This is a genomic window from Caulobacter sp. GW821-FHT10A06 (genome assembly GCF_059415805.1).
In genome coordinates, this window is the sequence record NZ_JBWKNY010000005.1 from 1 (window position 1) to 12,170 (window position 12,170).

At 66.9% G+C, this 12,170-nt stretch carries 7 protein-coding genes; 3 read left to right on the forward strand and 4 right to left on the reverse strand.

The genetic code is table 11. The features are described 5' to 3' along the window. Positions 1–127: 127 nt before the first annotated feature. The 3 genes from AC07NF_RS14985 to AC07NF_RS14995 form a co-directional block, all read right to left on the reverse strand. The gene (locus AC07NF_RS14985; RefSeq protein ID WP_494629405.1) at positions 128–1,051 is read right to left on the reverse strand and encodes a Gfo/Idh/MocA family protein; all 924 of its coding nucleotides are present in this window, start codon (positions 1,049–1,051) and stop codon (positions 128–130) included. 171 nt (positions 1,052–1,222) lie between these two features. After that, a complete protein-coding gene (locus tag AC07NF_RS14990; protein ID WP_494629402.1) occupies positions 1,223–3,520 on the reverse strand; it encodes a beta-glucosidase family protein in 2,298 nt (765 codons plus the stop codon). Positions 3,521–3,581: 61 nt separating this feature from the next. Further along, entirely contained in the window at positions 3,582–4,625 is a 1,044-nt protein-coding gene (locus tag AC07NF_RS14995; RefSeq protein WP_494629400.1) for a LacI family DNA-binding transcriptional regulator, read from the reverse strand. A 639-nt stretch (positions 4,626–5,264) separates the two neighbouring features. Between AC07NF_RS14995 and AC07NF_RS15000 the strand changes: the two genes are divergently transcribed. From AC07NF_RS15000 to AC07NF_RS15010, 3 genes are all read left to right on the forward strand, one after another. Further along, positions 5,265–8,351 (forward strand): TonB-dependent receptor, encoded by a 3,087-nt coding sequence (locus AC07NF_RS15000; protein WP_492813010.1) that lies wholly within the window; start codon positions 5,265–5,267, stop codon positions 8,349–8,351. Between the two features lie 141 nt (positions 8,352–8,492). Then, positions 8,493–10,013 (forward strand): tryptophan halogenase family protein, encoded by a 1,521-nt coding sequence (locus AC07NF_RS15005; RefSeq protein WP_494629397.1) that lies wholly within the window; start codon positions 8,493–8,495, stop codon positions 10,011–10,013. A gap of 9 nt (positions 10,014–10,022) precedes the next feature. After that, positions 10,023–11,573 (forward strand): tryptophan halogenase family protein, encoded by a 1,551-nt coding sequence (locus AC07NF_RS15010; RefSeq protein WP_494629395.1) that lies wholly within the window; start codon positions 10,023–10,025, stop codon positions 11,571–11,573. On the opposite strand, the gene AC07NF_RS15015 is transcribed toward AC07NF_RS15010, so the two are convergent. Beyond that, positions 11,570–12,169, reverse strand: a complete 600-nt coding sequence (locus AC07NF_RS15015; protein ID WP_494629392.1) for a peptidylprolyl isomerase — start codon at positions 12,167–12,169, stop codon at positions 11,570–11,572. The two genes, AC07NF_RS15010 and AC07NF_RS15015, sit on opposite strands and share 4 nt — an antisense overlap. Between the last annotated feature and the right edge of the window lies 1 nt (position 12,170).

Here is a 12,170-nt window from a genome sequence, read left to right on the forward strand (position 1 = left end):
AGATCCTCCCCCTAGCGGGGGAGGTGGCGCGAAGCGCCGGAGGGGGAACAAGTCCTGGCTCCGGCTACTTCCCCCTCCGTCGGCTGCGCCGACACCTCCCCCGCTAGGGGGAGGGTCTTTGACAGCGCTACTCGATGAACGCTTCGACCACTTCCCGCGTCCCCACCAGAAACGCATCCGCCACGAGCGCCAGCGGCCGCACATCCACCTCGGACACGCCGCGCTCGACCAACCCCGCGAACCGATCGTAGAGCCCCGGATACTCCCGGTTCTCCCCAACCTCCACGGCGGCCCCGTCGATCTCCAACTCCGCCCCGCCTAGCGACAACTTCAGCACCCCGTCATCGGTCCACGCCGTGATGTCCCAGGTCTGCGGCCCCGTCTGCAGGAAGTCCAAGTCAGCGCTAATCTCCGCCCCGCCCAAGGTGGTCATCTCCACCCGCCCCGCGATCGGTGACTGCACGTTCTCCGGCACCTGCAACCGTGCATCCGTCACGAACACCTCGGCCGGCATGATCTCCGTCAGGATCGACAGCGCGTTGATCGCCGGATCGAAGACGCCCATGCCGCCGGCCTGCCAGATCCAGGTCTGGCCGGGATGCCAGCGGCGGACGTCCTCGCGCCATTCGATGGAGAGTTTGCGGACCTGGCGCGAGGCCAGCCAGGCCTTGGCCTGCGGCACGCCGGCCGCGAACCGCGAGTGCCAGCTGGTGAACAGCACCACGCCATGCTCACGCGCCACGGCGGCCAGTTCGGCGACCTCGCTGACCGTGGCGCCGGGCGGCTTTTCCAGGAACACGTGCTTGCCGGCGCGCAGGGCGACCAGGGCCGTCTCGCGGCGCGCCTGGGGCGGGGTGCACAGGGCGATGGCGTCCAGCGCCGGGCCGTCCTTCAGCATCGCCTCGATGTCGTGGAAGACCGGGATCCCGCCCAGGTCCGGTTTGCTGCGGCTGGCGGCGGCGACGAGGTCGAAGCGGGGATCCGCGGCGATGGCGGGGATGTGCTGGTCATGGGCGATCTTGCCCACGCCGACGAGGCCGATCCGGATCAAGCGTAGTTCCTCCCGTCGGCTTCGCGCCGTCAGCGCTAATTATATTATAAATGGGGCGGCGCAAGGCGGCGGGCAAAAAAAGAGCGTCACCCGGAGGCGACGCTCTTGAAGAGGGAAGAGACATAGATGAGCCCGGCGGGACAGGGGTAGGCTAGATCCCGCCTGACCCGCCTACTTCGCCGCCGGGGATACCGGCAGGCTCCGGGCCGCCAGGGTGACCTGGGCGGTGGAGGAGAGGGCCCGGGACGAGGATCCCAGGGCGATGTCGTACTGGCCGGCCGCGATCGACCAGCCATGAGCCTTGCCGTCCCAGGTCGCCAGCAGACGCGGGTCGACCGTGACGGTCACGCGCTGCGTCGCGCCGGGGGCCAGGGAGACCTTCTTGAAGCCGGCCAGGCGCTTGGGCGCTTCCCAGCCGCCGGCCTTGGGGCCGACATAGACCTGCGGCACGTCTTTGCCGGCGCGGGCCCCGACGTTCTTGACGTCGAAGCTGACCGTGACCTTGTCGCCGGCGGCGCTGGCCGTCAGGTTCGAATAGGCGAACTTGGTGTAGGACAGGCCGTAGCCGAACGGGAACAGCGGCTCGATCTTCTTCAGGTCGTACCACTTGTAGCCGACGGCGGCGCCTTCGATGTCGTAGTCGGTGTCGAACAGCTCGCCCTCGGCCTTGCCGACGCCGTCCAGCTTGGGACGTGGCAGGTCGGCCACGCTCTTGGGGAAGCTGACGGGCAGGCGGCCGGTGGCGTCGATCTCGCCGGTCAGGACGCGGGCGATGGCCTCGCCGCCGGCCGTGCCCGGGAACCAGGCCTCGACCACGGCGCCGGCCTTGTCCAGCCACGGCATGACCACCGGACCGCCGGTCAGCAGCACCACGACGGTCTTCTTGTTGGCCGAGGCCACAGCGTCGATCGTGGCGTCTTGGGCCTTGGGCAGGTTCAGGTCCTGGACGTCCCAGGACTCGGTGGTCCACTGGTCGGCGAAGACCAAGGCCAGCTCGCTTTGCGCGGCCAGCTTGGCGGCGCGGGCCGGATCCGTGCCGTCGTCATAGACGATCTTGGCGTTGGGATAGCGGGCCTGCAGCGCCTTCAGCGGCGAGGACGGATAGTAGATCACCGGGCCCGGCCAGGTGGCGGGCTCCAGGCCCTTCACCGCGCGGCCGCCGGCCGGATAGACCTGCGACGAGCCCCCGCCCGACAGCACGCCGACATCGGCGTGGCCGCCAATCACGGCGATGGTCTTGGCGGTCTTGGCCAGGGGCAGCAGGTCGCCGTCGTTCTTGAGCAGGACGATGCCCTCCTCGGCGTCGGCCTGGGTGATCTTGGCGTGGGCGGCCAGGGTGGCGGCCGGCAGGTCATGACCCTTGGGCTGGGTCACCGGATGGTCGATCGCGCCGCTGGCGAACAGGGCGCGCAGCACGCGGCGGGCCATGTCGTCGATGCGGGCCTGGCTGACCTTGCCCGAGGCGAGATCCGCCTTCAGCGGCGCGCCGAACCAGGCCTGCTGGTCGAAGGCCTCGCCGGCCGACTCCTGGTCGAGGCCCGCATTGGCGGCCTTGGCCGACGAGTGGTCGGCGCCCCAGTCCGACATGACGTAGCCCTTGTAACCCCAGTCCTTCTTCAGGACGGTGTTCAGCAGCCAGTCGTTCTCGCAGGCCCACTCGGTGTTGACGCGGTTGTAGGCGCACATCACCGAGTGCGGGTCCGACTGCTCGATGGCGAACTGGAAGGCCAGCAGGTCCGAGGTGCGGGCCGCGGCGTCGCTGATGTTGCTGCTGACCACGAAGCGGCCGGTTTCCTGGCCGTTCAGGGCGTAGTGCTTGATCGTCGAGATGATGTGGTTGGACTGGATGCCCTTGATCTGGGCGGCGACCATGACGCCGGCCAGCAGGGGGTCTTCACCGCCATATTCGAAGTTCCGGCCGTTGCGCGGCTCGCGCATCAGGTTCACGCCGCCGGCCAGCTGGACGTTGAAGCCCGAGTCGCGGACCTCCTTGCCGATCATCGCGCCGCCCTTGAAGGCCAGCTCGGGGTTCCAGGTGGCGGTGGTGGCCATGCCCGAGGGCAGGGCGGTGCGCTGGCGCAGGTCCTGGTGGCTGCCCTGGGTGGCGACGCCGACGCCGGCGTCGGTCTGCCATTGGCCGGGGATGCCAAGGCGCGGAACGCCCGCCACGTAGCCAGCCGAGGCCTCCAGCGAGTCCTTGTGGCGCGTGTACTTCGGTTTCATGTCCGAACCGAAGTAGCCGAAGATGACCGTGAACTTCTCGTCGTTGGTCATCGCCTTCAGCACTAGGTCGGTGCGGGCGTCGGCCGAGAGCTTGGTGTTCATCCACGGATGGGCCGGCTTGGTCGCGGCGGGCTTCTTCGCGGCGTCAGCCAGGGCCGGGGCGACGGTCAGCGCGGACGCCGAGGCGCCGATCAGCAGGGCGAGCGAAAGGCCCCGCCAGGTCGCCAGCGAAGTCGTCTGGGTCATGTTTCCTCCGTGGTCTCGTTCTTGCGCCCCGCGCGGCGCTGCGGCCACGTCGAGGAAGGGATTAAGGTCGTCTGCGAGGCGGCGGACCGTCTCGGGCGGGACCGGTGGACTCGCGCACCACCAGCGAGTGCTGCGCGAGGAAAGGGGTGTTGGTCTTGCCGGCGCCCTCGTTGGCGCTCCAGGCGGCGAAGGTCTGCATCGCGCGCAGGGCCATCTGGTCGAACGGCTGGCGGATGGTGGTCAGGGTCGGCCAGATCACGCCGGCGATGGGCGCGTCGTCGAAGCCCACGACGGACAGATCGTCGGGGATCCGCAGGCCCCGGCGCTGGGCCTCCATGCAGGTGGCGGCGGCCATGTCGTCATTGGCGGCGAAGATCGCGGTCGGCGGATTGTCGATGTCCAGAAGCTTCTGGGCCGCGTCGATGCCGGTCTTGAAGGTGAACTCGCCCTGCACGATCAGCTCGGGCGACGGACGCGGCAGTCCTCGGGCGGCATAGGCTTCAAAGAAGCCGTTGCGGCGGTGGGTGCTGGCGGCGTGATCCGGATGGCCGGCGATGTGGCCGATACGGGTGTGGCCCAGCGAGAACAGGTGCTCGACGACCTCGCGCGCGGCGGCGCGGTCGTCCATGCCGATGGCCGGGAAGTGCGGGTCGGGCGTGGTCGGCGTGATCATCACGCAGCGCACGTCCAGCTCGCGCATCAGCTCCTTCATCGGGCCGAAGTCGCACTCGGGCGGCAGCAGGATCATCTCGCGGATGCCGCTGTCGGTGACGAATGCGCGGACGCGGTCGGCCCAGCCGGGGATGGGGCCTTCAGACAGGTCGACCGACAGGTGGCGGCCGGTCTCGACGCAGGCCAGCAGCAGGGCGTGGTGGACGCGGGTGTGGTAGCCGCCTGACGGGTCGCCCATCAGCACGCCGACCGAGCCGGAACCCTGCGAGCGCAGGCTGCGGGCCACGGCGCTGGGCTGATAGCCCAGGTCGGACATGGCCATGCGGACGCGATCGCGCGTCTTGGCGCTGACGCTGTCGTGATCGTTGAGAACGCGGGAGACGGTCTTGGGCGAAACGCCCGCCCGCTCGGCCACGTCGTTGATCGTCGTCATCGGTCCCCGTACCCGCTCTAACGCCAAGCTTCCCCGGCGCACCCCATCAGCCAATGGCGGCGCCCGCAAGGCGGCAAGCAACCAAACGAATAGTCCATGTTGTCCTGTCTGTCATGTCGTCAGGACAAAAATGGGTCAAAAAGAGTCGACCTATAGGACAAATTAAGGACATTTCACGGGGCAAATGCGCCTATTTCCTGGGTTGTGACATATCTGTTGTGCCCGTTTGCGTGACAGGGCGGCAATGTTGCGAAGTAACCGGTGTCTATTTGAAAAAATCGAATGAAAGCAATGTTTATGGCGCTTTTGATTTAACGGGTTCAGCGGGAGTTGCGTTCTAAAGCTACGCCCAGGGTTGTGCTGCGACACGCCGAAAACCCTTGTCCCACAAGAATGACAACGTTGACATTTTTGTTGACTTGGCCGGGACATCTGACGAATGTGACATCGTTCGATGAAGGCGCGGGGCTGGAATCGGATGAACGGGCGCCGGGGCCGCCGAGGGTTTTGGACAATCGCCAGACAGCGGTTGGACAAGGCCAGCAAAGCCTCAAACGTCTTTCGACAGCCGCCGTCAGAGCGGCGGCGCGAGAGGCGGGCAGGCGGCCAATAAGAACGACTTAATTTGGGGAGCGAGAATTGTCACAGGAAGCAAGGACAGCCGTGCTCAAGCGCGGCCTGACGTTGGCGCTTGTCGCCGGCGCATCACAGCTGGCCCTGGCCACCGGGGCCTTCGCCCAGGACGCCAACGCCAACGACGCGACGGTCGAGGAAATCGTCGTCACCGGCGTTCGCGGGTCTCAGATCAAATCGGTGGACGTCAAGCGCCGCGAGGCCTCGATCGTCGACGCCATCTCGGCGGAAGACATCGGCAAGCTGCCGGACGTCACCATCGCCGACTCGCTGCAGCGCATCTCGGGCGTCCAGATCCAGCGCGACGCCGGTGAAGGCAAGACCGTCAACATCCGCGGCCTGCGCCAGGTCATCACCCTGCTAAACGGCGAACAGTATCTCAGCGCCGGCAACATGGGCTCGGCCCAGCCGGACCTGCTGGACGTGCCGTCGCAGCTGATGAACCAGGTGCTGGTCTACAAGTCGACCAACCCGAACAACGCCCTGTCGGGCATCTCGGGCACCATCGACCTGCGCACCCGCCGTCCGTTCCAGTTCGGCGAAGGCCTGACCTTCACGGGCGCGGCTGAAGCCCAGCGCGGCGACCGCACCAAGAAGGACGACTACCTGCTGAACGGCGTCGTCAACTGGCGCAATGACCGGGTCGGCCTGATGGTCGGCGCGGCCGCCAGCAAGTCGAACCTGGGCAACAACTATTCGGGCACCGTCGGCCTGTCGGGCAACAACGACTGGGGCGGCGGTTTCTCGCAAAGCTACATCTCGCCCCACGGCTACGAGAGCTTCAACCGCGTGGTCGAGCGTAAGCGCCTCGGCATCAACGCCGCGTTCGAGGCCGACCTGGGCGAGGGCTTCACCCTGATCGCCGAGGGCTTCTACGCCAAGCTCGACGAATACAACCGCGCCGTCGGCATCAACATCTCCAACCGCTGGGACGGCGGCGCCTTCGGCACCTGGAACAAGCCGACCGTGTCGAGCCCGGTGGGCATCGGCAACTGGGTGGCCGTCGACGAGTACGACATCAACGCGTGGTGGGTGAACAGCTTCACCGTCAACCGCACGACCAAGTCCAAGACCAAGAACTTCAACCTGGGCCTGGACTACGACAACGGCGGTCCGTTCACCTTCGAAGCCCGCGCCATCCGCGCCGACGGCGATCGTCTCAGCATGAACGGCCAGGCCCAGGGCGACCTGAGCAACTGGCGCTATGCCGACGGCCGCTTCAACCTGTTCCGCGACCCGGCCGACCGCACGCGCGGCACGTTCTATCCGAAGGCGATCTGCGACAAGTTCGCCGCCTCGCGTCGCACCAACGCCGTCACCGGCAGCGCCGGCGGCTGCTATCTGGATCCGAACCCGCAGGGTTACGGCGCCAACCCGCAGCTGCACTACAACATCAGCGGCGATCACCCGGTGTGGAGCGGCTTCGACCGTCCGCTGGCCGGCGGCCTGGGCGCGGGTAAGTCCCTCAAGGACTACATGGCGAACAAGGACAGCTACGCCATCGGCGCCTTCTCGTCGGAAGGCAACAACGAAGTCAATTCGGACATGAACGTGTTCCGCGCTGACGGTCACTACAAGTTCGACGACAAGCTGCTGGGCTTCATCACCAAGGTCGACGCGGGCGTTCGCCAGAGCAAGCGCACGGTCGAGGTCGAGCAGTTCCACCTGTTCTCGGGCTTCTACGGCGGCACGCCGGGCGCGGTGCAGGCCAACGGCTCGCCCGTTCCGGCCGGCGGCTGCGAGGCCCAGTGGAAGGCCATCGACGTCGTCATGAACCAGAACCAGTGCCAGGCGGGTGAGTTCGTGCCCGATCCGGTCACGGGCAAGCCGGTCTTCCAAGGCTACACGGTCAATGCGCCGACCGGCCTGTCGACCTACAACAACGTGCAGTGGGTCGACGACCTGGGCGGCATCACCAGCGGCATCCCCGGCTTCTGGGCCATCGATCCGCACGACTTCGACGACGCGGAAGCCTTCCACAAGAAGGTGTTCGGCGGCGCCATCCGCGTGCAGGTCCCCGGCCAGACCTACGACGTCCGCCTGAACGAGCAGAGCGCCTATGGCGTGATGAACTTCGAGGCTGGCGGCCTGTCGGGTAACTTCGGCCTGCGCGTCATCGAGACCGAACTGACGGTCAAGCAGAACCTGACCGGCGACACCCGCAACTACGGCGACACCAACGCCGACGCGGGCGACCAGGTCACCCGTCGCAAGTACACCGACTGGCTGCCCTCGCTGAACGCCAGCTATGACTTCAACGACAAGCTGAAGTTCCGCTTCGCCTACTCCAAGACGATGCAGCCGCTCGACCTGGGCAACTACGGCGGCGGTCTGAAGATCAACACCGCCGACTGCGGCGCGGCCCTGCCGAACGTCCGCTGCGTCACCAGCGCGGAATCGTCGGGCAACCCGATGCTGAACCCGTGGCGGTCGACGAACTTCGACGGCGCCATCGAGTACTATGTCGGCCGCGCCTCGATGTTCAACATCTCGGCCTTCAAGCTGAAGATCGACAGCTTCGTCACCAACGGCGTCACCACCGGCCGCTTCCCCGACCAGGACGGCGTCATCCGCCGCACGGTCAATGTCACCCTGCCGATCCAAGGCGACGGTGGCTCGGTGAAGGGTGTCGAAGTGGGCGCCAAGCTGGCGGTCAGCGACTTCATCGACAATGCCGGCTTCTTCTCGAACTTCGGTGTGGACACCAACTACACCTACTCGCCGAGCAACGAGTCGCGCACCGGTCTGGACGGCGAAGAGCTGCCCTTCCAGGACAACTCCAAGCACCAGTTCAACCTGATCGGCTGGTACCAGAACGACAAGCTGCAGGCGCGCGTCGCCTACAACTATCGTACGGACCGCCTGGCCGAGGTGATGAGCAACAACATCCCGATCTACCAGGACAGCACGGGCTATGTGGACGTGAACGTCAGCTACAACGTTCGCGACAACATCACCGTCTACTTCAACGGTTCGAACGTGACCGGCGAGATCGAGGATTATTACGCTCGCTTCGCCAAGGGTAAGACCCAGTACATCCGCCAGAACGAGTTCGAGCCCCGCTACACGCTGGGTGTCCGCGCTCGCTGGTAACAGCCACCCTCTAACCTCCTGCGGCCGCCGTGGAATCCCCACGGCGGCTTTCTTTTTTTGAGAGCCCAGCTGTCCGGCTCACGCGCGAGCCGATAGCCTGGAGCCCAACCGGACAAAGAGCCGGGAGTCGGGAGTAAGGCGATGCAGGACAAGCGTATCCGCAAGCTGGTGATCGTGGGCGGGGGCACCGCCGGCTGGATGGCGGCCGCGGCGCTGCGGCGGCACTTCCAGGGCGGCCCGATCGAGATCACCCTGGTCGAAAGCTCCGAGATCGGCACGATCGGCGTGGGCGAGGCGACCATCCCCACCATCCGCGGCTTCTACCAGCAGCTGGGCCTGACCGACATCGAGGTGATGCGGGCCACGGGCGCGACCTGCAAGCTGGGCATCCGCTTCAACGACTGGGTCCGCGAGGGCCAGTCGTTCATCCATCCTTTCGGCCTGTTCGGTCAGGACCTGCGGGGGATCAGCTTCCATCACTATTGGCGCAAGCTGGCCCAGGCCGGCGAGCCGACCGACATCGCCGACTACTCGCTGGGCGCCTCGCTGGCGGCGGCGGGCAAGTTCATGGCCCCGTCGCGCAACCCGCCCTCAACCCTGTCGATCTTCGACTGGGCCCTGCACTTTGACGCGGCCCTGTTCGCGCAGCTGATGCGGCGGGTGGCCGAGGACAATGGCGTGCGCCGCATCGACGCCAAGATCACCAAGGTCAATCTGCGACCCGAGGACGGCCACGTCGCCTCGCTGGACCTGCACACCGGCGAGACGGTGGAGGGCGAGCTCTTCATCGACTGCTCGGGCTTCCGGGGCCTGCTGATCGAGGAGGCGCTCCAGACCGGCTATGAGCACTGGAACGACGTGCTGCTGTGCGACCGCGCCTATGCGGTGCAAAGCGAAGGCGTCGGCGACCCGATGCCCTATACGGACGTCACCGCCCAGAGCGCCGGCTGGCGCTGGCGCATCCCGCTGCAGCACCGTTACGGCAACGGCTATGTCTATTCCTCGCGCCACATCAGCGACGAGGACGCCCTGGCCGAGCTGAAGGCGGCGATCCCCGATCCGCTGCTGCACGAGCCCCGCCAGATCCGCTTCAACCCCGGCCGCCGCAAGCAGGTCTGGAACAAGAACGTCATCGCCCTGGGCCTGGCGTCCGGCTTCCTGGAGCCGCTGGAGAGCACCTCGATCGCCCTAATCGAGACGGGCATCGAGAAGATCAAGATGCTGTTCCCGGACAAGGACTTCGCGCCAGCGCTGGTCGACGAGTTCAACGACTGGTCCAAGCGCGAGATGGAGCGCGTGCGCGACTTCATCATCCTGCACTACTGGGCCAACAAGCGTGGCGACACGGCGTTCTGGCGCGACTGTAACGCGGTGACCTTGCCGGAGACATTGCAGCACAAGGTCGACCTGTTCACCCAGCGCGGCCACTTCATCCGCTACCGCTGGGAGATGTTCCAGCCGGCCAGCTGGATGGCGATCTATGCCGGCTTCGAGCTGTTGCCCGACATGGTCGATCCGGCCCTGGACGGCATCGATCCGGCGACGCTCAGCGCCCCCTTGGCCGAGATGCGCAAGGCCATCCGCGAGGTGGTCGCCGCCGCCCCGCCGCACGGCGCCTTCCTGGACCAGTATTGCCGACCCGCGCCCATGGCGGCGCAGTAGGACTTCGCGATGACCAACACCAACCCCAACGCCATCAAGAAGATCGTCATCGTCGGTGGCGGCTCGGCCGGCTGGATCTCGGCGGCGATGCTCAGCCACTACTTCAAGGACGGCGGTTGTGAGGTCGAGCTGATCGAGTCCGAGGAGATCGGCACCATCGGCGTGGGCGAGTCCACCATCCCGCCGTTCCTGCAGCTGATCTCCAGCCTGGGCATCGACGAGCGTGAATTCATCCAGGCCACCCAGGCCAGCTTCAAGCTGGGCATCCGCTTCGAGGACTGGAAGCGCAAGGACGAGCGCTACTACCACCCGTTCGGCGCCATCGGCGGCCAGATCGGCGCGCACGAGTTCTACCAGTGCTGGCTGCGGGCCAAGGCCAACGGCCACCCGTCGGGCCTGCAGGACTTCGCGCCCGGCACGGTGATGGCCGACCAGTGGAAGTTCATGCTGCCGTTCAAGGCCCAGCGCACCCTGATCGCCGGGGCCGGCTACGCCCTGCATATCGATGCGCGGCTGGTGGCCAAGTTCCTGCGCGACTTCGCCGAGGCGCGGGGCGTCAAGCGCACCGAGGGCATCGTCACCGACGTGGTCACGCGCCCGGACGGCGGCGTCGCCAAGGTCATCATGAAGAACGGCCACGAGGTCGAGGGCGACCTCTTCATCGACTGCTCGGGCTTCCGCGCGCTGCTGATCGGCAAGACCCTGGACGTGCCGTTCAACGACTGGTCGGACGTGCTGCTGTGCGACCGCGCCGTCGTCGTCCAGACCGAAAACGTCGGCCCGCCGCACCCCTACACCCTGTCCAAGGCCGAGGCCGCCGGCTGGCGCTGGCGCATCCCGCTGCAGCACCGCGCCGGCAACGGCTACGTGTTCAGCTCAAAGCACCTCAGCGACGACGAGGCCCGCGACACGCTGGTTCGCAACGTCGAGGGCCAGATGCTGATGAATCCCATGTTCATCGCCTTCAAGACCGGCATGCGCCAACGCCCGTGGGAGAAGAACGTGGTCGCGGTGGGCCTCGCCGGGGGCTTCATCGAGCCGCTGGAATCGACGGCCCTGCACCTGATCTATCGTGGCATGGACTACCTGCTGCGGTTCTTCCCCGACCGCGACTTCGCCCCCTCGCTGGCGGCCGAGTACAATCGCCGCGTGACCGCCGACTACGAGGAGATCCGCGACTTCATCGTGCTGCACTACTGCACGACCCAGCGCGAGGACACGCCATTCTGGAAGGCGGTGCGCGCGGCTCCGGTCCCCGAGACCCTCAAGACCCGCATCGAGCTCTTCAAGGCCCACGCCGTGCTGCGTGAGGGCGTCGACGAGATGTTCCGCAACCCGTCCTGGCAGTCGGTGATGGAGGGCATGGGCATCCGGCCCGACCGCTATCAGCAGCTGGTCGACACTGTGCCCTACGAGGTGATCCGCCAGACCCTGGACCAGTCCAAGCCGATGCTGGCCGCCCAGGTCGCGGGCCTGCCCAGCCACGGCGAGTTCCTGGCCCAGAACTGCCCAGCGCCGCCGCCGGAAGCGATCGCGGCGCCGTTCAAGACGGTCGCTTAAAGCCGCTTCACCGAGATGATCTTCACGGGCGGGTTCAGGATCTGGCCCTTCATCGACGGCACGTTGGTCGGGCCGTCGGTGCGGCCGGACAGGATCTTCTTCACGACGTCCATGCCCGAGACGACATAGCCGAACACCGCATAGCCCTGGGCCGCGTCGGACTTGCCCGGCTTGGCGTCCAGATAGGGCTGGGGGCTGGCGCAGATGAAGAAGTCGGCGGTGGCCGAACCCGGCGCGTCGCGGCCCATCGAGATGGCGCCGGTCTTGTGCTTGAGGCCCGTCTTCAGCGTGCTCTCGTGGGCGATCGGCGGGGCGCGGCGGGAGTAGGGCTTGGGCTGGCCCTGGATCGAGCCGGCGCCCGGCGCGCCCTTGGCCCGGTTGGCGCGGAAGAACTGCCCGCCGTCGAAACGATGCCGATCGGCATAGGCCAGGAAGTTGGCGGCCGTGATCGGGGCCTTTTTGTCCTCCAGCTCGACGACGATCGTGCCCTTGTCGGTCTCGATGGCGACGCGCGGCTTGCCGGCGGCGAAAGCCGAGGTCGAGGCCAGCAGGGCGAGGGCGGCGCCGATGACGGCGCGGCGGACGATCTGGGTCATG

Bases quoted from the DNA above. Each gene is read 5' to 3' on its own strand.
- AC07NF_RS15010 (WP_494629395.1), top strand. From the start codon at position 10,023: ATGACCAACACCAACCCCAACGCCATCAAGAAGATCGTCATCGTCGGT.
- AC07NF_RS14995 (WP_494629400.1), bottom strand. From the start codon at position 4,625: ATGACGACGATCAACGACGTGGCCGAGCGGGCGGGCGTTTCGCCCAAG.
- AC07NF_RS14990 (WP_494629402.1), bottom strand. From the start codon at position 3,520: ATGACCCAGACGACTTCGCTGGCGACCTGGCGGGGCCTTTCGCTCGCC.
- AC07NF_RS15005 (WP_494629397.1), top strand. From the start codon at position 8,493: ATGCAGGACAAGCGTATCCGCAAGCTGGTGATCGTGGGCGGGGGCACC.
- AC07NF_RS15015 (WP_494629392.1), bottom strand. From the start codon at position 12,169: ATGACCCAGATCGTCCGCCGCGCCGTCATCGGCGCCGCCCTCGCCCTG.